A 22,913-nucleotide genomic window follows, 5' to 3' on the forward strand; every position below is an offset into this window, starting at 1 on the left:
GTCCCCTCATCATGCACGACCCCCGAATTGACGCCCTCTCACGCCAGCTTGTCCGCTACTCCACCAAGGTTAAAAAAGGTGACCTGGTCTGGATCGACCTCTTCGACGTGCCGAACACCGTCGGCCAGAGCCTCATCCGTGAGGTCGTCGCCGTCGGCGGTCTGCCCATGGTGCGCATCAATGACGCCGTGCTCACCCGCGAGCAGATGATTCATGCCAATGAAAAGCAGTACGACATCATCGCGGAAAACAACCTCGCCTTGATGAAGCAGACCGACTGCTACATCGCCGTGCGCGGCAGCCACAACATCACCGAAGCCGCCGACGTTCCGCCGGAGAAAATGAAGCTCGTCATGGCCAAGCTGCGCCCCGTGCAAAACGAACGCGTCAACAACAGCCGCTGGGTCGTCCTGCGCTGGCCCACCGCCTCCATGGCCCAGCAGGCGGGCATGAGCACCCAGGCCTTTGAAGACTTCTTCTTCCGCGTCTGCCTGCTGGACTACGCCGCCCTGCTGCCGGCCATGAAAGCCTTGAAGCAGCTCATGGACAAAACCAAGCACGTCCACATCACCGGGCCTGGCACCGATCTCAGCTTCAGCCTCAAAGGCCTCAAGGCCATCGCCTGCGGCGGCAATCACAACATCCCCGACGGCGAGGTCTTCAGCGCCCCCGTCAAAGACAGCGTCGAAGGCGTCATCAGCTACAACGCCCCCACGATCTACCAGGGCATCGCCTTCGACACCGTGAAGCTCGAGTTCAACAAGGGCAAAATCGTCAACGCCACCGCCAACAACACCCCTGCCATCAACAAGATCCTCGACAGCGACGAAGGCGCCCGCTACATCGGCGAGTTCGCCATTGGCTTTAACCGCGAAATCAAAGAGCCGATGCGCGACATCCTGTTCGACGAAAAAATCGCCGGCAGCTTCCACTTCACCCCCGGCCAGGCCTACGAAGGCGTCGCCGACAACGGCAACCGCAGCCAGGTGCACTGGGACCTCGTCAACATCCAGCGCCCGGAATACGGCGGCGGCGAAATCCGCTTCGACGGCAAAGTCATCCGCAAAGACGGCAAGTTCCTCCTGCCCGAGCTGAAGCCGTTGAATTACTAACGGCTCGGCAATGGAGCGCGGAATTTATTCCGCAGCACGTCGCTCGTGCTCGGCGTGGGTAATCCACGCTGAGGGTCGCAATCAGAGAGAATCTTGGGTTTCAAGAAAACGGCAGAACAACATCGGCACTTGGGGTGTCCGCGGAGTGCTGCGGAATAAATTCCGCGCTCCGCGTAGCTTCCATTCAAGCAACCGGCGGCTGAAAGTTCAGCAGCTCGATCTCCACCGCGTGCTTCCGCTCCGGCAGCAGTTCCACCAGGCTGATGCTGCCGTACTCGATGTTGAAAAAGGCCATGTGCTTCAGCGGCATGTCCAGCAGGAGCGCGATGATCGCGCGGATGATGCCGCCGTGGCAGTAGATGGCCACCTGCTGATGTGGGTGCGCATGGATGATCTGCAGCAGGCACTCGCGCACGCGTGACATCAAAGCGTCGATGCTCTCGCCGTTCATGATGCCGTTGTTCTCGATGATCTCCAGCCAGTCAAAGGCGCTCTGACCAAAATTCGACTGCACCTCGTCCCAGCGGTGTCCAGTCCAGTCGCCAAAGTCGATCTCGCGCAGTCCGGGCAGCAGTTCCGCCTGCAGGCCGCGCTGTCTGGCCAGCGGTGCCAGCGTCTGCTGCACCCGCAGCATGGGGCTGGCATACAGCGCATCGATCTTCGTGTCCTTCAGCCACGCCGCCACCGCCTCTCCATGCTTCAAGCCCAGAGGTGAAAGCCCCATGTCGATGCGCGAGCCGCCAAACACCTTGTGATACTTCTCCTCCACCTCGCCGTGGCGGATGAGATAGATCTGCATGGGATGATTCGGAAGATGAGATTTCACAAACCGTCTATGATGCAGTCCGCAGGTGGCCGCAAGCCAGGAAAAAGGAAGGGGCGTCAGAGGGCGCGTGCAGGCGGGCGGCGCATTCCATTTCAGCTAGGTCCGCCGCATCATCCGCCGGGCATCGACACCCTTAGACGCAGGAAAACCTGATTGGAGGCGGTGGGCGTGCAGGTGGCGGTGCAGTCGATGCCGTTGTACTTCGTGGTGACTCCGGTACCGCTCCACGTCTTGAGATCGGTGCTGGCCTCGACCATGTAGCTGACGTCAGTGCGCAGCGCGCGGAAGGTCATCATTAAAGTGCCGCCGGAGAATGTGGGCTGCAGCGGCCATGGAGAACTCGGAATCGAAGGGCCTCCAGCGCTGGCCACCGGTTCGAGATTGAGGGCGTATTTGATCAGGTTGGGCGTACCTTTGCCGGTGGGGTCGGCCAGCGGGCCGGCGACGCCGGGGTCGGCCAGTTCCGTTTCGGTGAAACGGTTTTGCTGCCAAAGGGTGAAGGTGGTGGCGGGCAAAACCGTGAGATTGGCATAGCCGGTGGCGGTGCCAAACGCATTGCTCACGACCACCGCGTAGCTGCCACTGTCGGAGGCCTGCACACTGCGCAATGTGAGCGTGCTGTCAGTGGCTCCGCTGATATCGCTGCTGCCGGCGACGGACTGCCGTCTCCATTGGAGGCTGATGGGCCCGGTGCCATCCACATCGACATGGAAGATCACATCGTGGTTCAGGTTGGTGTAGGCACTGTAAGGGCCGCCGAGGATGATGGCCGGCCGGCCGGCGATGACCACAGTGTGCATCCAGCCCGCAGCGAGCGCGAGTGTGCGGCCCTGCACGGTGGTGGGGATGGTGGACTGCCCGACGCTGTCGTCGCCCCAGGCGACCAGGGTCTTGTCGTTTTTTCTGACCACGGTGTGGTAGCGGCCACCGGCGGCGGCAACGGTATCCGAGAGGCCGGAGGGAACGCTCGACTGGCCGTAGCTGTCGTCACCCCAGGCAATCACGGTGCCGTCGGCCTTCACAGCAATGCTGTGGTAAAAGCCTGCCGCGATGGCAATCACATCGGTGAGACCCGCCGGGACCGTGGACTGACCGTGACTGTCATCCCCCCAGGTGGCGACGGTGCCATCGCTTTTGAGAGCAAGGGCGTGGTACATGCCGGCGGCGATCGCAGTGACGCCCGTCAGCCCAGAGGGCAGGCTCGAACTGTTGTTGCCCCAGACCACGACGGTTCCATCGTTTTTGAGGGCCAGGCTTTGAGCCCCGCCTCCGGCGATGGCGACGACGCCGGAGAGGCCGACGGGGAGATTGGTCTGGCCGTCGGCACCGTTGCCCCAGGCGAGCACCGTGCCGTCTGACTTCAATGCGAGGCTATGCCCCTGACCGGCCGAGATGCCGATGACTCCGGAGCCGGCATCAGCCGGGACGGTGGTCTGGCCGGAGGTATTCCAACCCCAGGCGAGAACGGAGCCATTGGTTTTCAGCGCAAGGGTATGTCCCTGACCAGCGGCAATGGCGATCACGCCGCTTTTGGCGGCCTGTGGCACGTTGGATTGGCCGAAAGTGTCATCGCCCCAGGCGATCACCACACCGGGAGGTATCACCGGGGTGACGGTGAGGTGGCCGGGGGCGCTCAATGTCATGTCAGTACAGTTGCCCAGCTCGACCGTGTAGTCTCCAGCGTCGGCCACAGTGAGGCTGGACACCGTGAGCGTGGCGGTAGTGACGCCGGAGATTCGGACACCATTGGCAAGAAGAACTCCGTCCTTGTACCATTGATAGCTGTAGGGTGGAGTGCCAGAGGCGGAGACGGTGAAGGCCGCAGTCTGGCTGGTGAGGCGCGTCTGGTCGGCGGGCGGGATGAGAACGGTGGGCGGAACGGTGACCACCGCCAGCGAATGGCGCAAGCCACCGCCGACGGCCAGCACACAGCTCTGTGCGGACGTGGAAATGGTGGTCTGACCGTCTGAGTTGCTGCCCCAGGCGACGATCGTGGCATCGCTTTTCAGGGCAAGCGCGTGGTGTCTGGCAGCCGCGATTTGGACTGCATCGTTCAGACCGGCGGGCACGTTGAGCTGGCCCTGACTGTTGTCACCCCACGCCACGACGGTGCCGTCGCTCTTCAGCGCCATCGAGTAATACTCGCCCGCCGACACCTGCACCACGTCGGTCAGGCCGGCCGGCACGTTAATTTCCCCGTAGGTGTTCTGTCCGCCCCAAGCCACAACGGTCCCGTCAGACTTCAAGGCGAGGCTGTGATACATGCCGCCTGCGGCTGCAACAACGTCCGTCAGCCCGGCGGGCACGTTGAGCTGGCCGAAGTAGTTGCTGCCCCACACAACGACAGTGCCATCGTTCTTGACCGCAATCGAGTGGACTGTTCCACACGCAACGCCGACGACATTGCTCAGGACTTGCCCGCCGAGAGTGACAGGATTCGCCGAGGTAATCCCTCCCCCGGGCATGCCCGTCACCTCTCCGCCAATGTTGTAGCCCCAGGCGGCAACCTTGCCATCGCTCCGGAGAGCCACGATGTGCTCGACGCCAGCAGCGATGGCGGTGATATTGTTCACGCCTGACGGAACCGCGATCTCGGCGGGGTTATAGCTGTCCCCCCATGTGACAACGGTGCCATTGTCCTTCAGTGCGGCGGAAAAAGAATCACCTGCGGCAATGGCGATCACACCATCCGTCGCGCTGACAGGTACACTGATCTGTCCGGCGTTGTTGCTGCCCCAGGCCACGACCTGCCCCGGTGCGGTGGCACGGGCGGCGTGGGGAAAGAAAGCGGCGAGCAGGCCGAAAAGGAGACCGAGGCAGGAGCGAAATGTCACGAAGCGCATCGGCAGGAGCGGTGGAGGGGGGGGCTGGGAGAGAACGGCGATCAAAGATGGAATGATGACCGCGGCGGGAAGAAAGAAAATGCACCGGGATGTCTTGCAAACGGCCATCCCGGGCGATGATGGCAGCTCAATGCGCGGTTGATGGCGGATTGGAGATGCGCCTGAGCATAGTTCCGCCGCGCGCTATGCCAAGAGTTTTCGGCGGCGGGTGTTTGCGCCAGATGCCAGGGATTGAAGCTGCCTTGGAAGGGGAAATGGCATCCGGCGAAAGCGTCAGTTTGAAAACATCTCAAGGAACTCAGCGAAAACGGCACCCTGAAAACTTCGTGACACACATCAGGCAACCATGCCATGCGCCCTTTCAGGATCGAAAAAAGGGCCATGCATCGCATGGCCCTCATGGAGATTCAGTGATTGCTGAACGGACGGATAAAAATGTCCGTCTTACACCGTCCCAAAAATCGTCTTCCCAGTGCTCAGCAAATCATTGCAGGCTTCCTTCATGCGGTCGCAGAGGCCCTGTTCGCCCTTCTTGAGGTAGGAGCGCGGGTCGTAGGTCTTCTTGTCGCCCACTTCGCCGTCGATCTTGAGGACGCCGGCGTAGTTCTTCATCATGTGGTCCACGATCGGACGGGTGAAGGCATACTGGGTGTCGGTGTCGATGTTCATCTTCACCACGCCGTAGCCGAGGGTTTCGCGGATTTCTTCAAGGAGGGAGCCAGAACCGCCGTGGAAGACGAGATCCATCTCAGCCTTGGCGCCATGCTTGGCGGTCACTGCGGCCTGACCATCACGCAGGATGGTGGGCTTGAGCTTCACAGCGCCGGGCTTGTAGCTGCCATGCACGTTGCCAAAGGTGGCGGCGAACATGAAGCGGCCGATGCCGCTGAGGGTCTCGTACACTTCCACCATGTCTTCGGGGGTGGTGTAGAGCTTGTCGGCGGCGACACCGCTGGTGTCGTGGCCGTCTTCTTCACCACCGACGACGCCGGCTTCAACTTCGAGGATGATCTCGTGCTTCACGCACTCGGCCAGGAGCTCCTTGGAGAGGCGCATGTTTTCAGCCAGCGGCAGTTCCGAGGCGTCGAGCATGTGGCTCTGGAAAAGGTTGTTCAGACCGGCGGCACGGCGCTTGGCGGTTTCGGCGATGAGGGGCTTGAGGAAGCTGTCCACCTTCTTCGGCTGGCAGTGGTCAGTGTGCAGACCGACGAGGATGTTGTACTTTTCTGCCAGACGGTGCGCGGCCTCAGCGAGGACGATGGCACCAAAGGCCTGATCTTTGAGAGCGGTGCCGGAGGCGAATTCACCGCCGCCCGTGGAAACCTGGATGATGCCGTCAGACTTGGACTCTGCGAAGGCCTTCAGCGCGCCGTTGATGGTCGTAATGGAGGTGACGTTGATCGCCGGATAGGCATAACCACCCTTCTGGGCGGCATCAAGCATGGCACGGTACTGGGCGGGTGTGGCTACGGGCATCTTAGGAGTGTGTTTTTGAGTTGAGAGGTTGAGGGAAGCAAGAAACGGGCCGGGTGCAAGAAGCGCTTCATATCTGGCGGGGGTGGCCGAGGAGCGAGCTTAGCTGATGGTTCCCATCCTCATTCGCCTGGATGCGAACTGAGACGGCTGTCAGCAGGCTTCCCGCCGATGTACACTTGGGACCGCCGGGAGGACACTGGCGCACGAAATAGAAGATCAGGCCTGGGCCCCCCACGTTCTTGCAGCTGATTCCCCGCCATTCTCCTCTCACTCCCCGGTTGACGCCCGACTATTAAGGTCTTTTAACTAGCAGCAACTCCTTCTACGCAATGCCGCCCATGGAATCCTTTCTCTCGCCCGGCCTGCAATACGGCCTCGAACACAGCACTCTGACCTGCTGGATCATCTGCGGCTTCCTCGCGCTTTTCTCCATTACCAGCTGGGCGGTGATCCTCAGCAAGCACTTCCTGCTCTCCCGGGTGCACAAGGCCAACCTGTCTTTTCTGCGCGAATACCGCGAGAGCAATCATGCCCTGGAACTGTATCAACAGCGCGAGCCCCATGAGTTTTCCTCCTTCTACCACATCTACCACGCAGCCTGCCGCGAGATGTCCTGGTACCTTCTGGGTGAGGACGAGCCTGGCACCACCTTTGCCGCACGGCTGCAAGGCGCGGGCCGCATCACGCCTTCCCAGATGAATGCAGTGCAGGTGGCCATGGAACGCAGCGTGGCCGAGGCGGCGCTGCGTCTCGAAGCGCGCATGAGCTGGGTGGCCACCACCCTGAGCAGCGCTCCGTTTCTCGGACTGCTGGGCACCGTGTGGGGCATTCTGGACACCTTCAGCACGATGACGTCTGCCAGCAGCACCGCCACTCTCGCCACCCTGGCACCGGGCATCACCACCGCGCTGGTCACCACCGTGCTGGGCCTGCTGGTCGCCATCCCGAGCATGATCGGTTACAATGCGCTGGTGAACCGCATCCGCGGCATGGTGGTGCGGCTGGACAACTTCGCCAGTGAGCTCAACGCGGGCTTTGACCGCACCTTTGTGGACCATCGTTTCACCAATGAAGCCCTGCCCAGCATGAGCGCCCTCGGCAGTCCGTCCATGCCCGCCTTCAGCGGCAGCTCCTCCCCCCTGCCCTCGTCGATGCACGCCTTCCACGCCCGCGCATGAAACGCCACTCCAACAGGCATCAGCTCCGCCTCATCACCGAAATCAGCCTCACTCCGCTGATGGATTTGGTGCTGGTGCTGCTGTTTGTCTTTCTGCTGGCAGCTCCCCTGCTCAAGGCAGACAAGACCATGCTGACCGCGACAGCCCCCACACCTGCGCCCGCCCCCGCCAGCGCTTCTGCTCCGACTGAAACCATCACGCTGCTGGTGAACAGCGACCAGTCCGTCACGCTGAACGGAGCCATGCTCGCGCGTGCGGATCTGCCCGTCTCTTTGAAACAACTCGCCCAGCGCAAACCCGGCATCGGCATCGAGGTGCGCATGCATCGCGACCTGCCGGTCCAGCAGCTGGTGGAAACGATGCAGCTGCTTGAAGCAGCGGGCATCCAGAAGACCGCCGTCACGACTCATGCCGAGGCCCCCTGATTGAAGACGAACCGTAAACGTCCCACGACGCTGGAGCCCATTTCAGCAGCGGTGTTTGTCATCGTTTCGCTGCATCTGGGTGCTGCCTTTGGTGTCTGGTGGTGGTGGCAGAATGTCGGCAGCCTCAAGCGCGACGCCAGAATCTCCCAGCTCGCCTGGATGAATCCCGGTGATTTCAAATCCCAGGTGACAGCGTCCTCCGCTGTGCCTCGGACCAAATCGATGGCCTCCTCCCCCAAGGCTGACAAAAAGCCCCCGGCGGCCCCACCCAAGCCAGCGGCAGAGCCCCCGGTGCAGAAAGCCACTCTGATCGCCGCGCCGCCCCAGCAGCATCAGATGGAACCTGTGCCAAACCCCACGGGCGCGCCCTTGTTCGCAGGCTCTGCCGCCACAACTTCAAAACCCTCCGCCAATCGCAGCATCACGCTGCGCAGAGCCCCCGAAAAGCGTGCCGAGACCACCCTGTTCGGGGCCCCCGTTCCGCCGATGACCAGCCCGACGCTGATGGACATCGCCCGACTTAACACCCTGCGTCCATCGGCGATTCCACCCTCCGACCGTGCCACCCCGGCCACAGAGGAAGTGGATTTGGATGCCGTCGATGAAGCCGTTAATGCGGCATTCCTCATCGGCTGGACTGCCCCCCCCATCGAAAGCGTGCCGGAAGGCCAGCGCGAAGGGCGGCTGAATATTTCCATCGGCAAGGACGGCACGATCTTGAAGGCGCAAATGAACAAATTCTCCGGCTCGCACGTTCTGGATCAGTCCATTCTCGAGGCCGCTGCAAAGGTGAAAAAAATTTCCACAACGCTGCCTTCTAATTACACCAAAGACAGCTACGATCTGGAACTGAACTTCCTTCTGCTGCCCTGACCCCCACATGAACGCCCGCGCGCTGCTTCTCATTCTCACCCTCGTCGTGTCCCATGGCACACGGGCGGAGGCTGGCGTCATGGAGAGACTGCGCGGCTTGTTCAGCTTGGGTGGCGGCAAAAGCAAAACCGAGGAACACAGAAAAACCATGCCTCGCATCCGCGTGGGATCCTTCTCCGGCGGCACAGGTGCCAGCGCGCAGCAGACCTTGTATCAGGAACTGCTGGATTCACGTGAGTTCTTCGTCGCTGGGGCGGATGAAAAAGCCGACTTTCTTGTGGAAGGCACTTCCTCAGGCGGGCGTGTCACCGGCAAGCTGAAGGATGCCAAAGGCAAGGATCTCTTTCAGCGCAGCTATGCCGCGCCGGGGCTGGATGAAAACCTCAAGGCCCTCACCGACGACATCATCTACACCATCACCGGCAGACCGGGACTGGCCACCAGCCGCATCGTCTTTGTGAGTGATGTGAGCGGCAAGCGCCAGATCTACATCTGCGATGCTGAGGGCGGCGAGGTGCATCAGGTCACGCATGACAAGCATGCGGCAGTGGCCCCATCCCTCTCGCCGGATTCATCCATGATCGCCTTCACCAGCTATCGCACCGGCTTTCCCATCATCCGGCTGCTGGACCTGAATGTCGGCTGGGAACGCGGCGTGACTGACACTCCCGGCAGCAGCTTTGGCTCGGCCTTCTCGCCGGATGGTACGCACCTCGCCGCCGTGATGAGCTTCATCGGCAATCCGGAAATCTTCGTCAGTGATCTCAACACAAACACCGCCGCCTGCGTGAGTGATTCCGTCGGCGCGCCCTCCAGCCCTTCCTGGCATCCTGACGGTCGTCAGCTGGTGTTTTCCAGTGATGATGGAGATGGTCCCAAGCTCTACGTCGTCGAAGTGCCGCAGAAGGAGGGTGAATCCTCGCGTCTGTTTCGCTGGCGCACCGGCTACCATTTTTGCACGGATCCCGAGTGGTCGCCCGATGGCAAGCACATCGCCTTCACCACCCGCACCAGCGGTGAATGGACCGTCGCCATCAAGCCCTATCCCAATGGGGGCGTGCGTGTGGTGCAGGCGGGCGGTGCGGAACATCCGTCATGGAGCCCCAACGGCCATTTCATCACCTACGTCCAGCACGGCGAACTCTTTGTGCATGATCTGCGCAGCGGCAACCGTCGTTCCATCCTGCGCGGTTATGGCCACATCTCCGAACCGCGCTGGATGCGCTGAGCCCTGATGAATGCCGCCCTGCCCATGATGAAACGCCCTGCCGCCATTCTTTCGAGCACCCTTGCGGGCTGCCTTCTGCTGGCCTCATGCAGCAGCATTCCCATGCCTTCGTTTTTGCGCAATCCCGCCTCTGAGGCGGTCGTCTATGCGCTCGGCCCCCGGGAAGGCTTCACCTCCCCGCTGAATGGCAGCCTCAAACCGGCCTGCCCTGCCCTGGTGTTTGAGAACGCGAACTTCCAGCTCACCTCTGCTCATCAGCAGGCCTTGAACAGCCTGGCACAGGAGATGACCAAGAACAAAAAGGCCCGCCTGCTGGTCGCAGGCTACACGGCGCCCAACCTGCCAGCGGATCATGCCCGCTCACTCTCCGAACGTCGCTCCTTGGCGGTGCGGCAGCGCCTGATCGAGCTCGGACTCGAAGCCGCCAGCCTGCAGACCGTGGGCTTTGGCAATGACTTCTCCCCCAGCGGCCCATCCTCGGATGTGGTGGTCATTTACCGCCAGAACTGAGGCGGTTCAGGCGAGATTCAAAAGTTGGTCAGCGCAGCGGCGAGGTCTGGACGTAAGATCATCGGATTACGTCCGTTCCTTACGACCCCCAATCATGCCCAACCGCCAAAACCTCCTCGTCGTTCTCGCCTTGGTCGCGCCGTTTGCTCTCATGTCCGCAAGCCCGGACAAGCCCGCCAAGGGCAAAAAAGACAAGGGGCCTTTCGTCGCAGGAAAACCCGCCTTCGTCCCCGACCCCACCATTCCGGTCTTCGATGCCTCGAAAGTGACGCCTGATCATCTCGAACCCAGCGCCTTCAAAGTGCCCGAGGGTTTGGAAATCACCGTCTGGGCCACCTCGCCACAGTTGTTCAATCCCGCGAACATGGACATCGATCACGCGGGCCGCATCTGGGTCACGGAAGGCGTGAACTACCGCCGCCACTCCGGCCGCAGTCGTGAAGGCGACTGCGTGCGTGTGCTGCAGGACACCGATGGCGACGGCAAATGCGACCGCAGCCACGTCTTCGTGCGCGAAAAGGAACTCGAATGCCCGCTGGGCGTCGCCGTTTTTGACAACATCATCTTCGTCTCCAACGCACCGAACATCATCAAGTACACGGATGTGAACCGCGACTTGAAATTCGATCCCGCCGTCGACAAACGCGAGATCTTCCTCAGCGGCTTTGAGCAGCCGCAGCATGACCACAGCCTGCACAGCGTGTATGCCGGACCCGACGGTCGCCTGTACTTCAGCAACGGCAACTGCGGTGCGCAGTTCAGTGACAAGAGCGGCAACACCTTCCGCATCGGTGGTGCCTACCTGAACAATACCTATACCGGAGCCAAGAGCGACGACGGTCATGTCTATGTCGGCGGATTCACCGCCAGCATTGATGAAAACGGGCACAATGCGCGCATCCTCGGCTACAATTATCGGAACAGCTTTGAAGGCGTGCGCAACAGCTACGGGGACATGTTCCTCAATGACAACGACGACCCACCCGCCTGCCGCGTGAGCCATCTCATCGAAGGCGGCAGCTTTGGCTTCTTCTCCCGCGATGGCAAACGCCAGTGGCGCGCCGACAAACGCCCCGGGCAGAGCATTCCGACCGCAGAGTGGCGGCAGGAAGATCCCGGCAGCATTCCTGCCGGTGACGTCTATGGCGGCGGTGCGCCCACCGGCATGTGCTTCTATGAAAACGGCGCGCTCGGTGAAAAATGGAACGGCCTGCTGCTAAGCTGTGAAACCGGACGCAACGTGGTGTTTGGCTACCTGCCAAAACCAGACGGGGCCGGCTTCAAACTGGAGCGTTTCGACTTCTGCACAACCAACACCACCGGCGTGTTCAAGGGCAGCGACTTCGTCGGCGGTGCCAACAATCTCTCCGACGAACGGCACACGCTTTTCCGACCTTCGGATGTGTGCGTGGGTGCCGATGGCGCGATTTACATCAGTGACTGGTTCGACAAACGCACCGGCGGCCATCAGGACACGGATGAAACCTGCAGCGGCACGATCTACCGCATCGCTCCTAAAGGGTTCAAGCCCAAGGTTCCCAATCTCAAGCTGGACAGTGTCATCGGGCAGATCGCTGCGCTGCAATCGCCTGCAACCAATGTACGCCATGTGGCATTCACCCGTCTGAGAGCTGCCGGTGATATGAACATGCCAGCCGTCCTCAAGCTGCGTGACCATGCGAATCCTTACATCGCCGCGCGTGCGGTGTGGCTTTTGGCACAGCTTGGAGAACCGGGGCTTATTTCGGCAAGGATCTGGCTGGAATCTGAGGATGCCACAAAGCGCCTGGTGGCACTGCGGGCAATCCGCGCCGCGAGCAGTGATGCCATTGATATTCTCAGCAACCTGACCACGGATCTTTCGCCCATGGTGCGGAGTGAGGTGGCGGTGGCGCTGCGGGATGTTCCGGCAGCGCAAAGCGTGGCACTGCTGTGCAAGCTTTCGCATCACATTGATGGGGGTGACCGTTCCCTGCTCGAAGCCTGGGGCATTGGCTGCACTGGCAAGGAAGAGGCGGTATGGACCGCACTCAAACCCGAGGGAGCGTGGGATGATGATTTTGCGCACATCACCTGGCGTCTTCATCCCGCCGCGGCTGTGTCGGATTTGGCAAAAAGGGCCGCCGATGGCAAGCTCTCGGCGGAGCAGCGGAAACTCGCGCTCGACACCCTCGCCTTCATCCCGGAGGCCAGCGCGGCCAAAGCCGTGCTCGAACTGGCCAAGGACAAAGAGTCCCCCATCCAGGCCGATGTCATGTGGTGGCTCATCAAGCGCAGCACCGATGACTGGTCGACTTTTGGCATCGCTGAGGCCTTAAAGAAGGAAGGCATCTTTGATTCTGAAAGCGCCAAGCTGGTGACCATCGTCACGCCACCGGCCATCCCAAGCAACGTGAAGCTGGATGAAGTGCTCAAGCTGAAGGGCAACGCCAAAAACGGCGCGCAGCTCGTCACGCGCTGCGTGATGTGCCATCAAATCAACGGCCAGGGAGTCGAGTTTGGCCCGAGTCTGGAAGGCTGGGGCAGAAGCCAGCCTGGAGACATCATCGCGCAGGCGCTCATTGATCCGAGCAAGGACATCGCGCACGGCTACGATGGGCAGGAAATCGTCACCAAGGACGGCGTGACCATCCATGGCATGATCCTGACCGAAGGTGACATCATGATCATTCGGAGCATGGGCGGCCAAAATCAATACGTCGCAAGGTCACGGATCAAGAGCCGCCGGAAGCTCGACCACAGCATGATGCTCAGTGCCACCCAGCTGGGTCTTAATGCCCAAGATGTGGCCGATATCGTCGCATATTTGCGCACCGGCAAATAATCGCGATCATTGGACCTGCGGATGCTGCGAAAGCCAGAGTCCCCCAAGCCCCCCCTTTTATTGAATCATGACCTTTTTTCGCCTCGGCGTCCTCGCCGCCGCCATCAGTCTTAGCAGTTGCAGTTCCACCGCGCCAGAGCCTCCTGAGTTCAAACTTTCGGCTGAAGCCCTTGGCAGCAAGTATCCAGCCGCGCGTAAAACCGGCTCCGTGCGGCTCTATGCGCAGAAGATTGACACCACCAAGGACGCATGGGGCCGTGAAACCCATGTGGCCAGCGGCGGTGCCGTGATGGTCAAGGACACCTCGTCCCCCATCTGGGTGCTGGCTCCCGGCATCTCCATCACGCCGGAGTTCTCCGAGGCGCTCGGTAAAGCGACAGTCAAAAAGAACGACCGCCTCTACATTGGCCAGAACGACTCCGCGAAGATCCGCATCGACGGCGGTGCCATCGTTCCTGAGGGCGCTGTGACCGTCAGCAAAATTGCGGATGAAGCCGCTGCCGCAGAAGCCAAGGCCAAAGCGGAAGCCAAAGCCAGGGCCAAGGAAGAGGCCAGGGTGAAAGCTGAAGAAGAAGCGAAGGCCATGGCAGAAGTGCAGGCCCAAAAGGAGGCTGATGAAGCCGCAGCCAAGGCGAAAGCCGAAGCAGAGGCCAAGGCTGTGGCAGACGCTGAAGCCAAGGCCAAGGAAGAAGCCGACGCCCAAGCGAAGGCAGAAGCCAGGGCCAAGGCGAAAGCGGACAAAGCCCTGGCAGATGCCGAAGCCAAAGCCAAGAAAGAGGCCGAAGCAGAGGCGAAGGCGGCAGCCAGAGCCGAGGCTAAAGCGAAGGAGAAAGCCGATGCCATGGCCATAGCGGAGGCCAAAGAAGCCGCTGCGGCAAAAGCCCTTGCTGACAAGGCAAAGGCCCGGGAAGAAGCCGCGGCACAGGCTGCGGCGGAGAACGCGAAAGCCAAGGCGGACGCCGACATGAAAGCAGCGGCTTACGCCAAAGCCGAAAAGGCCAAAGCACAGGCCAGCAGTGCCGATGAGCCCCCGGTCAAAGCCAAGACCACCTCCACTTCTCAGAAGAAGTCTTCCACTGCATCCAAGCCCAAGGCCAAGGTCGCCGAGTCCTCCAAGCCAAAAGCTGCCCCGTCTGCACCGGCCAAACCGGCACCAGCGGTGGACCGAACACGCCTGCTGCAGCTCATGAGGGAGCCTACTGAAAGGTAGAGGCAGGCGCGCCCGCCTCTTCTACCACGGACAGTTGAAAATGAGTCTGAAGGAAAAGGCATGCTTTCCAAGCAGAGGATCAGGCCCGACGCTTCATGCTAGGAAGTAGGATGGACCTGGCGCCAGCCCGTCCATCCATGAGCGTGAAGCAAGCCTCTTGAGCCTCCGATCTTTCGGGCAGGCTTGAGCGCACCGCACAGGCTGGGTGTCGAGCGCGCCGCGCCGTTCCAAAGGGGGCTCGGGGGAAAGGGGGGCTGTGTTGGTGGTGGCTGTGTCTTGGGGCTTGATGTCGCGATGAGTTGGCTCGGGTTTGGGGATGAGTCACTTCGCGTGCTTGCTCAGCGCACTCCACGCGCCCTTGCGCCACCAGTTCCTGCGGCTTCATGCGCTGCACGGTGGCGGCGTCGGTCTTGCGGCAGACCACGTGCTGGCGCAGACTGCGCGGCCGATGTTTCCAGTGCGGGCGCGGCGGTTGCTGCATCAGGTGCTGCACTGCTCATTGTCGCCTTCGCCGCTTGGCCGCTCTTGTTTGTCTTGATGCTTTGGGTGGTTTGCTTGGCCATGTGAGTGGTGTGTTCAGGGTTGCTCAACACTTCCTTCTTATCACCGATCCGCTTCGGTGACTCCGCCCACATGGTATCTACGCGAAGAAAAAACCGCGCCATCCCCGCATCCCCACTCCACGAAGCCATTGGCAGACACGCAACCACCCGCTTCAATCCGATTCATCCCCCATGAGCCGCAAGAACCCCGCCATCGATGAACACATCGCCAACGCCCCAAAATGGCAGCCGGAGATGAAGTCCCTGCGCCGCATCATCCTCGACACTGGACTCACCGAAGAGCTCAAGTGGGACCAGCCCTGCTACACCCACGACGGCCACAACGTCGTCCTCATCGGCGGCTTCAAGGACCACTGCAGGCTCATGTTCTGCAACGGCTCCCTGCTCAGCGATCCCCGCAGCCTCCTCCAAAAACCCGGCGAGCACACCCAGGCCGGACGCTTCATCCCCTTCACCCGTGTGGCTGAAATCAAAGCGCTGGAGCCCGAGCTGAAATCCTTCCTCCACGCCGCCATCGAAAACGAAAAAGCCGGCGTCAAACCCGTCTACAAAACCACCCCCGAGCCCATCCCGGAAGAGCTGCAACAAAAGCTCAACAAAAACCCCGCCTTGGACGAAGCCTTCGCCGCCCTCACCCCCGGCCGCCAGCGCGCCTACCTGCTGCACTTCAACGCCGCCAAGCAGTCCGCCACCCGCACCTCCCGCATTGAGGCCTGCATGCCCCGCATCCTCGCTGGCAAAGGCATCCACGACTGCATCTGCGGCCACTCCCAAAAGATGCCCACCTGCGATGGCTCGCACAAGCACTTCTCCTAGCCCCCCTTTCCCCGGCAGATCGCAACCGGGTCCACACGCCCCGTCAACGCTCCGGCGGGGTGAGATCAGTGGAGTGTCAAATCCTATCGGAGAGGTAGGGTTCAGGTTCACAGGTTCACTACCTATATATAGGTAGTGAACCTGTGAACCTGAACCCGCGAAGGGCCATGAGGGCCAAATGACCCTATTTTGGCCCTCATGGCCCTTGGCCCCATTGCATCAATGGCGAAGACAACTCCCCGTCTCTCTGGCACGCGGCACCATTATCCCCACCGCCCTCGTCTGGGCTATTTCATCCTCGCTTTTCCCACGCCACCCACTTAAAATAACCTGCGTGAAAAAAGACTGCCTCTTAATCGCCATCCTCATCACCATGGCGCACCTGCTGCCCCCTACCGCAGCTGCCGAGGAGGCATCCGCCACCGCCACCCGTCCCCTCACCGTGCGCGTCATCGATGAATCCGGCGCGCCCATCCCAGGCGCAAAGATCCACTGTGGAGTCTGGACGAACGCCAAGTTCCCGCCCAACTCGGACTATACCACCGACGCCCAGGGCTCCGTCACCTTCCAGCTCCCCGCGCAGGTGGATATCCTCCGTCTCTGGGCCAGCGCCAAAGGCCACGTCCCCATGTTTGCCAACCTCAATGCCAGCAAGTTCGGTGGCGATCCCGCACCCAAGGACTTCACCTTCACCCTCGCGCAGGGCACCACCATCGGCGGCTTCATTCACGACGACATCGGCGCGCCCATCCCCGGCGCCAAAGTCGAAGTCAGCGTCGATTCCCGCGAGCTCGGCCGGGGCGGCAGAGGTGAGGCGGTGGTGAACCACTGGCTGGCGGAGGCAGAGGACGCCTGCGTCACCGACGAACACGGCTTCTGGGCCCTCAGCAACGTCCCCGCCGGCCCGGACTGGCGCATCGGCCTCCGCCTCCAGCACCCCGACCATGTGGGCGATCAGGAATGGCGCGGCATGCAGGGCCCGCCCTTCTCCCTCCAGCAGTTCCGCGATCAAACCGCCATCACCGTCATGCAGACCGGCGTGCGCGTCACCGGCACCGTCACCGGGCCGGATGGCAAGCCCGTGCCCAAGGCCCTCGTCATCTGGGGCGACAAACCCTACCACAACAGCAACGTGCAGGAAACCTTCGCCGATGACTCAGGCAACTTCCGCTTTCCCCCGCTCCTGCCCGGCAAGACCCTGCTCACCGTCATCGCCCCGGGCCATGCCCCCTTGCTCAAAGAGATCCAGCTCACGGCCACTCCTCAGGTGGAAAACGTCCAGCTCCAGCCCGGCAAGACCATCACCTTCAAGTTCGTCGATGCCGCAGGCAAACCCGTGCCCAAGGTCTCGGTCAACATCACCGGCTGGCGCGGCAAAGAGACCCTCTTCAACTGGCGTCACTCGAACGTCCCCTACAGCAAAATCCCCGACCAGGCGAACGACCAGGGCATCTACACCTGGACCTGGGCCCCCGACGACGCCGTCGATTACCTGTTTGGCAAAAAAGGCCTCAAATGGACCCAGCGCCCCACCTTCGCTCCCGGCGAGCACGAGATCATTGTGCCGGCCCCGGCTGCTCCGTAGTCAGTCCAGACTCTTGAGCGCTGCAGTGCCAGCCTCATCAACGCCCCATTCAGCGCCAGCGGCGGCCATCAAACGCCCGAGCAGGACTACTGGGTCATCGGCACCGGCGTGGGCTTCCAGCCCCCCGACTTCTTCACTTTTAACCGCCTGTAATGCCCACCACTTCAACCGGTTGAAAACAATACCTCAAAATAAAAACACCATATATCTTTCATTGATGCATTTTTTGCTTAGATTCCGCAATGTTACCTAACGATGGACACCCACCTGCATACCTATGACCTGCAGGTCATTTCGGTCCTAGATAGTTGAGGGCGTCTCCCACCGTCACGCTGCTGCGCAAGGCACCACGACCACGCCATTTCAGCCGCTTTCACCGCCGAGCACGGCCCTCTTTTCCTCTTCTCTTCGCCACGAAAAAACTCTCCCCGAAAAAAACCTAGCAAGACACACCACGAATGAAATCACTCCTTAAGACAGCTCTCCTCCTCGCCCTCTCCGCAGGCTTTGCCCCCGCACAGCTGGTCAATCCCGGATTTGAAACAGGGGACCTCACCGGCTGGACCAACCTCGGCGGCAATGCCAGCATCGTCGGCACCGGTGCCAACATCGTTGGCAGCTTCCAGACTTTGATTTCAAACGAACATGGCACCTCCCTCAATGCTCTCGCTCCATTGGAGGTCTCCCTGGGCCTCACAGCTGGCAGCCTTTCAGGCTTTTCCCTTTCAGGAGGAGTCACAGATGCATCCTTCCTTTATCAATCCTTCACCGGCTATGCAGGCGAAGTCATTACCATCCATTCGTTTTTCAACAACACCGATGGTGGCCTTGATGGCGGCTTCGCCACGCTCACAGGTCCTGGCACCAATAACATCACCTTGGTAGGCTCAAACGGGCTTGCAGGAGTCCAGATCAATACCTTCACCCTGCCGACTTCAGGCACCTACATTCTGGGCCTGGGAACTGCCAATAGCGCTGACGAAATTGTCCCATCGAGCACGCTCTTTGATGTCGTCGATGACCTTTCGCGGCCCTCCGCGCAGATCTTCGGCCTCGCCTTCGCCAATGCAGAAAATCAGGGCGTCCTCGCGGCGAACCAGACCGTCACCAACGACGTCAACAATCACCTCTTCATGCTCCGCGCCGGCCGCGGAGAAGAAGACGCCGCCGACAGCCTCGCCTCCTCCATGGATGAAGGCGTCGTCACCGGCCAGGGAGACGGCCCCGGGAAGAACCCCATCGCCCAGCGCATCCAGCGCAGCCGCCAGTGGGAAGCCTTCGCCACCGTCAACTATGGCAACGTCAAGCTCAGCCCCATCAGCAGCCAGGCCGGCGTCCAGATCGACTCCTGGGCCTCCGGTGTCGGCATCGAGCGCCATCTCTCCCGTGGCCTCACCCTCGGCTTCGCTCTCTCCTTCCTCCAGAGCCAGCAGACCTACACCGGCGGCCTCGGCAGCGTGAACCTCGAAGGCCCGGCCCTCTCCACCTACCTCGCCTACGCACGTAAAAACGTCTGGGCCAGCCTGCTCTACTCCTTTGGCGACTACGACATGGGCACCTCCCGCAATCCCGGCTTCGGCTTCACCGGCGCCTCCGGCAGCACCACTGCCTACACCAACTCAGTGCAGTTCAACACCGGTTACAACTTCCGCTTCCAGAACAACACCCTCGTCACCGGCCCATTCATCGGTGCTGATTACCTCCACGGCTCCATCGACGGCTACAGTGAAACCGGCGGCGGTCTCGCAGCCCTCGCCTTCGCTCGTCAGACCTTTGAGTCCCTCGTCACTCGCGTCGGCTGGTCTACCTCCAAGAAGATCTCCACCAACTGGGCGACCATCACCCCGCAGTTCCGCCTCAGCTACGAGCGCCAGAACCTGCACAACAACGGCACCAGCGTCAGCCTCATCAATGCCCCCTTCACCGCCGCTGGCGGCAATCAACCCCCCGGCCAGGACTACCTGGTCATCGGCACCGGCGTGAACTTCCAGTTCACCCCCGACTTCAGCATGATGCTCGGCTACCAGACCCAGATCTTCCGCAACAACATGGAAGCCCACTTCGGCAGCGTCCGCTTCGGCTACAAGTTCTAGACCCGCCCACCTCTCTCAAATCACCGCACCCCACCGCCCCGCGCGTGTGGCGTGCGGTTTTTTCGTTTCTGGTGCTTCCGCGCAACGCCGCCCCTGATAGGTCCTACAGGCCCTATACGACCTATTTCTTCCCCGCCCTACACCCTCACCAGACTCTCGATCTGCGCAGCCGCAAACGCATGGCCGCCCAGCGTCAGTCTCAGCGCCTTGGCGGAGCTTCCCGCAGGCGCCTCCACCACACGCAGCAGCCCTTCCCTCTCCCGGGCCTCCCCGCGCAGCTGCACACGCACCAGCTTGCCCAGCGGCACGCCCCAGCGTTTCTCAAAGGCGCGCTTCTCATTCTCCGCCTCCTCCTTCCAGCGGGCAAAGCCCTCCTCGCTGGTATGTACTGGCAGTTCCTTGTTCCGGCGTCGTGCTTCTTCAGCCGCCTTCTCCGCAGCCATCTCCGACTTCCACGCTGTGTAGCCATCCGCTTCCGCCGCAGGCGCCGCCTCAAAAAGAGCCAGCCCCTCGGTGATCTCCGGCGTCACGCCACGCTCTGCCTCAGGCACACCAAACCGGCCCGCCACCGCCCAGGACCGCGCCGTGAAAAGCGGCAGCGCCGGCTCATCTCCTCGTTCATCACTCATCAAAAACGCCTACCTCCTCCGGCCGCTTTGTCATTCAGATTTCGTCATTGATTCGCTTCGCCCACCCTTCGGGCTCACTTCGTCCGTCCGTTGGCCTTCGGCTGTCCGCGCTGCGCTCCGGTTCGCTGCGCCCGGCTCATCCTTTCCTCTTCACGCCGCACGCGTCACCCGCTTCCAGAAGAAATCCAGCTCACGTGCCAGCACGCTCATCACCTGCGCAGGCGTGGCTTCCAGAGCACCGCTTTCCGCTTCTTTGATGATGCGCTGCATCGCATACAGCGCCGCGACGTTCTGAGTGTCCAGGTGGATCGAGTCCACATTCGTCTTCAACACCTCTGGGAAGGCGGCACTTTGCTGCAGGATCGCCCAGCTCTGCTGCTCGCGGTCCGTCTTGAACGTGGTGATCTTCAGCCGTGGCACCGAGGTGCCCGTGGAATGCGCATCCTGGTTCAGCTCTGCCAGCCTGCCGGCGGCAAAACCCGCCAGCGTGCGCCAGTAGGAGCCGTCCGCGAAATTCGCCAGGCCAAACACCACTTCCAATCCTTGCAGCGACCAGCACATCGCATAACGGCCCGTCATGCCCGGCAGCTCATGCTCGCTGAAGCGCACCAGGGGGAAACGCCTGCCCGCCAGCCGGATCAGATCCGCCAGCTTCGTAAAATCCAGCGGCAGAGACACCGCCTCCGCAGCCATTTGCAGGCGCAGCGCCTCGTAGCGACCCAGCAGCGCATCACGCTCCGCATTCTGCGCAGGGGGCGCAGCCGTCACCGCAGGCCGGGATGAGGGTACAAACGCCGGTGGCATGGCCACCGCAGCAGACGGAGCAGGCAGTTCCACCGCAGCCACGGCTGGCGCGGGCGTTGCCGCAGCACCCAGCACATCCGCCAGACGTTCGGCCACGGAATGAGAGCCATTGCTCTCAGTCGCATGCGGCGCACTCGGCTGCCTGAGCTTGCCGAGCATCTCGCGCAGATTTTCAAAAGCACCCGCCGAACTCGGCGAGAACTGCGAAGGTGCTTCATCCGCCTCGCTCGTGTCCGCATTCACCACCGCGCTTGGCGGCGGCAGATGCTTCCCATTCAGGCCCGCAGGCGGTGGCATCAGTGGTGCTTCATTCTGCTGCGGCAGCGCCGGCGTGGGTTCCGCCAGTCCCTCCGCCATCAGCTTCATCTGCGCCGTCGTGCTCGAATCAAAAATCGGATACTCACCCGCAGATGTCTGGTTTTCCTCCGTGCTTTCAGCCACCTCCTCGCTCATCAGCGGCAGCACACCCTCATCCGCAGTCAGAGTATGCAGAGAGACGCCGCCCTGCATCACCGGAGCCGAAAGCGTCTGCTGGAAAAAGTCCCACTGCTTGGCCGCATGGCGCAGAAAGGTACGCGCCGAGACCGAGCCCAGCGGCCGCCCCAGGAAGTAGCGCTTCACATCCAGGAAATTCGTGAACTCACGTCCCGCATCTATCGGGATGCCCGCATGCTGCAGGCGCAGGCGCAGCAGCGTCGCCGCCTCGCCCTCGCCAATGCCGCGCAGCAGCATCTGCGAAGCCGTCAGCCGGTCTTCCATCGCACTCGGGAGGTGATGCCCAAACGTCGCCTGCCACACATCCTGGTTCAGGCTCAGCACCACGTGCACGCCATCCATCTCAGACATGTCCAGCAGCAGCGAGGCAATGCGCAGCCCCGCCTCCGGATTGCGATAATACGCATCCAGGTGATCCACCAGCAGCACCACCGGCCTCCACAGCCCCAGCAGTCGCAGCCACGTCACCGGGCCTTCATTCGATTCATCCGCCGCCAGCATGCGCAGCACCGCCATGTGGGACATGCCGCCATCCAGCGCGTGGTTCAGCATCGCATTCACCCACGACTCCAGCGCCGTCGGGATCGCCGGCACGCGCTTCATCGCCTGCTCCGTCATCGGCCTGCGCAGCTGCCCTTCAAAGCGCCGCACCCAGTCGCCGATCAATCGCGCACTGCCCTTCTCGTCAAACACCTCAATCGGATCACCGCCCAGCACGCGCAGCGCCTGCTCCGGATTCGCACACGGCAGCGTGCCGTTCTCGATCAAACGCCGCACCAAAGTCGCGCACACACCCGCGCAGGCCTCACGCAGCTTCGTCCAGCCCTCACGCGAAGCCTCCGCCCGTGCCATCGACTCCAGCCCGCGCACCGCCACCGCCGAAATACCGATCGTATCCTCAAGTCGAAACGCCAGCGGCACCAGCACCACCTGCCCGTTTGCCGCAGCCGCAAGGCGCCCCAGCAGGTGCGTCTTGCCATAGCCCGCACGCGGCGCCGTCAGCAGCAGCAAAGGCTGCCCGCCGGTACGACCCGCGCTGCTTTGACGCTCATCAATCGTCGTCGTCAACTGCCCTAAAATGTCCCCGTTCAAACCCGGCACCGAGCGATTTTCCGCCACGCCAAATGGCCCCGCGCAGACATCATCCGCAAACGGATTCAGGCTCTCCCCCTGCGGCAAAGCAGGAGGCAGTCCAGACGCGGACGGTTGCAAATTTGGTAATGGCGATTCTGGACTTTCCACAATGAATGCGGTTTCAGGGTTCTGATTCAGGTCAGATACAATGATATTTATGCCAATTCATACTCCGCAGAAAGTAAGTTTTTTGCCTTTGACGTTATTCTCGAAAACGAGAATAACCGTACACGCCGATAGAACGCATCAGCCCCTCCTCTGGACGGGCCGAAAAACCCGACCTCAGTAA

The 22,913-nt window shown here is 61.6% G+C and carries 16 protein-coding genes; 11 read left to right on the forward strand and 5 right to left on the reverse strand.

The window, feature by feature from the left end:
- Window positions 1–11 precede the first annotated feature (11 nt).
- On the forward strand, window positions 12–1,112 hold the full coding sequence (locus AC24GY_RS17610; protein ID WP_487685798.1) for an aminopeptidase: 1,101 nt from the start codon (window positions 12–14) through the stop codon (window positions 1,110–1,112).
- Between the two features lie 184 nt (window positions 1,113–1,296).
- On the opposite strand, the gene AC24GY_RS17615 is transcribed toward AC24GY_RS17610, so the two are convergent.
- The 3 genes from AC24GY_RS17615 to fbaA all read right to left on the reverse strand — a co-directional run bounded on the left by AC24GY_RS17615 (window position 1,297) and on the right by fbaA (window position 6,257).
- Entirely contained in the window at window positions 1,297–1,938 is a 642-nt protein-coding gene (locus AC24GY_RS17615) for a histidine phosphatase family protein (protein WP_487685801.1), read from the reverse strand.
- Window positions 1,939–2,048: 110 nt separating this feature from the next.
- Window positions 2,049–4,772 carry an immunoglobulin domain-containing protein gene (locus tag AC24GY_RS17620; protein ID WP_487685804.1) on the reverse strand — a complete coding sequence of 908 codons (2,724 nt, stop codon included), beginning with the start codon at window positions 4,770–4,772 and terminating at the stop codon, window positions 2,049–2,051.
- A gap of 453 nt (window positions 4,773–5,225) precedes the next feature.
- Window positions 5,226–6,257, reverse strand: coding sequence for a class II fructose-bisphosphate aldolase (fbaA, locus tag AC24GY_RS17625; RefSeq protein WP_422314495.1), 1,032 nt, complete (start codon window positions 6,255–6,257; stop codon window positions 5,226–5,228).
- Window positions 6,258–6,595: 338 nt separating this feature from the next.
- Here fbaA and AC24GY_RS17630 point away from each other — a divergent pair, with 338 nt between their 5' ends.
- From AC24GY_RS17630 to AC24GY_RS17675, 10 genes are all read left to right on the forward strand, one after another.
- Entirely contained in the window at window positions 6,596–7,435 is an 840-nt protein-coding gene (locus AC24GY_RS17630; protein WP_422314497.1) for a MotA/TolQ/ExbB proton channel family protein, read from the forward strand.
- Window positions 7,432–7,860, forward strand: coding sequence for an ExbD/TolR family protein (locus AC24GY_RS17635; RefSeq protein ID WP_422314499.1), 429 nt, complete (start codon window positions 7,432–7,434; stop codon window positions 7,858–7,860). The genes AC24GY_RS17630 and AC24GY_RS17635 overlap by 4 nt, the downstream gene beginning before the upstream one ends.
- Window positions 7,861–8,733 carry a TonB C-terminal domain-containing protein gene (locus tag AC24GY_RS17640; protein ID WP_487685808.1) on the forward strand — a complete coding sequence of 291 codons (873 nt, stop codon included), beginning with the start codon at window positions 7,861–7,863 and terminating at the stop codon, window positions 8,731–8,733.
- Between the two features lie 7 nt (window positions 8,734–8,740).
- Window positions 8,741–9,961, forward strand: a complete 1,221-nt coding sequence (locus AC24GY_RS17645) for a hypothetical protein (protein WP_487685811.1) — start codon at window positions 8,741–8,743, stop codon at window positions 9,959–9,961.
- A gap of 24 nt (window positions 9,962–9,985) precedes the next feature.
- Window positions 9,986–10,471 carry an OmpA family protein gene (locus AC24GY_RS17650; protein ID WP_487685814.1) on the forward strand — a complete coding sequence of 162 codons (486 nt, stop codon included), beginning with the start codon at window positions 9,986–9,988 and terminating at the stop codon, window positions 10,469–10,471.
- 94 nt (window positions 10,472–10,565) lie between these two features.
- On the forward strand, window positions 10,566–13,295 hold the full coding sequence (locus tag AC24GY_RS17655; protein WP_487685817.1) for a PVC-type heme-binding CxxCH protein: 2,730 nt from the start codon (window positions 10,566–10,568) through the stop codon (window positions 13,293–13,295).
- A gap of 67 nt (window positions 13,296–13,362) precedes the next feature.
- Complete coding sequence (locus tag AC24GY_RS17660) at window positions 13,363–14,505, forward strand: hypothetical protein (RefSeq protein ID WP_487685820.1); 1,143 nt, start codon at window positions 13,363–13,365, stop codon at window positions 14,503–14,505.
- A gap of 734 nt (window positions 14,506–15,239) precedes the next feature.
- Entirely contained in the window at window positions 15,240–15,884 is a 645-nt protein-coding gene (locus AC24GY_RS17665; protein ID WP_487685823.1) for a YdeI/OmpD-associated family protein, read from the forward strand.
- Window positions 15,885–16,218: 334 nt separating this feature from the next.
- Window positions 16,219–17,469, forward strand: coding sequence for a carboxypeptidase-like regulatory domain-containing protein (locus AC24GY_RS17670; RefSeq protein ID WP_487685826.1), 1,251 nt, complete (start codon window positions 16,219–16,221; stop codon window positions 17,467–17,469).
- A gap of 458 nt (window positions 17,470–17,927) precedes the next feature.
- Window positions 17,928–19,562 carry an autotransporter domain-containing protein gene (locus AC24GY_RS17675; protein WP_487685829.1) on the forward strand — a complete coding sequence of 545 codons (1,635 nt, stop codon included), beginning with the start codon at window positions 17,928–17,930 and terminating at the stop codon, window positions 19,560–19,562.
- A 137-nt stretch (window positions 19,563–19,699) separates the two neighbouring features.
- On the opposite strand, the gene AC24GY_RS17680 is transcribed toward AC24GY_RS17675, so the two are convergent.
- Together AC24GY_RS17680 and AC24GY_RS17685 are read right to left on the reverse strand one after the other, a co-directional pair.
- Entirely contained in the window at window positions 19,700–20,191 is a 492-nt protein-coding gene (locus tag AC24GY_RS17680) for a hypothetical protein (RefSeq protein ID WP_487685831.1), read from the reverse strand.
- Window positions 20,192–20,341: 150 nt separating this feature from the next.
- Window positions 20,342–22,702 carry a hypothetical protein gene (locus tag AC24GY_RS17685; RefSeq protein ID WP_487685834.1) on the reverse strand — a complete coding sequence of 787 codons (2,361 nt, stop codon included), beginning with the start codon at window positions 22,700–22,702 and terminating at the stop codon, window positions 20,342–20,344.
- Between the last annotated feature and the right edge of the window lie 211 nt (window positions 22,703–22,913).

This window comes from Prosthecobacter sp. Pr1 (assembly GCF_057652315.1).

Coding starts and splice junctions, on each gene's coding strand:
- AC24GY_RS17635 (WP_422314499.1), top strand. CDS start 7,432: ATGAAACGCCACTCCAACAGGCATCAGCTCCGCCTCATCACCGAAATC.
- AC24GY_RS17680 (WP_487685831.1), bottom strand. CDS start 20,191: ATGAGTGATGAACGAGGAGATGAGCCGGCGCTGCCGCTTTTCACGGCG.
- fbaA (WP_422314495.1), bottom strand. CDS start 6,257: ATGCCCGTAGCCACACCCGCCCAGTACCGTGCCATGCTTGATGCCGCC.
- AC24GY_RS17665 (WP_487685823.1), top strand. CDS start 15,240: ATGAGCCGCAAGAACCCCGCCATCGATGAACACATCGCCAACGCCCCA.
- AC24GY_RS17660 (WP_487685820.1), top strand. CDS start 13,363: ATGACCTTTTTTCGCCTCGGCGTCCTCGCCGCCGCCATCAGTCTTAGC.
- AC24GY_RS17645 (WP_487685811.1), top strand. CDS start 8,741: ATGAACGCCCGCGCGCTGCTTCTCATTCTCACCCTCGTCGTGTCCCAT.
- AC24GY_RS17630 (WP_422314497.1), top strand. CDS start 6,596: ATGGAATCCTTTCTCTCGCCCGGCCTGCAATACGGCCTCGAACACAGC.
- AC24GY_RS17675 (WP_487685829.1), top strand. CDS start 17,928: ATGAAATCACTCCTTAAGACAGCTCTCCTCCTCGCCCTCTCCGCAGGC.
- AC24GY_RS17650 (WP_487685814.1), top strand. CDS start 9,986: ATGATGAAACGCCCTGCCGCCATTCTTTCGAGCACCCTTGCGGGCTGC.
- AC24GY_RS17610 (WP_487685798.1), top strand. CDS start 12: ATGCACGACCCCCGAATTGACGCCCTCTCACGCCAGCTTGTCCGCTAC.
- AC24GY_RS17655 (WP_487685817.1), top strand. CDS start 10,566: ATGCCCAACCGCCAAAACCTCCTCGTCGTTCTCGCCTTGGTCGCGCCG.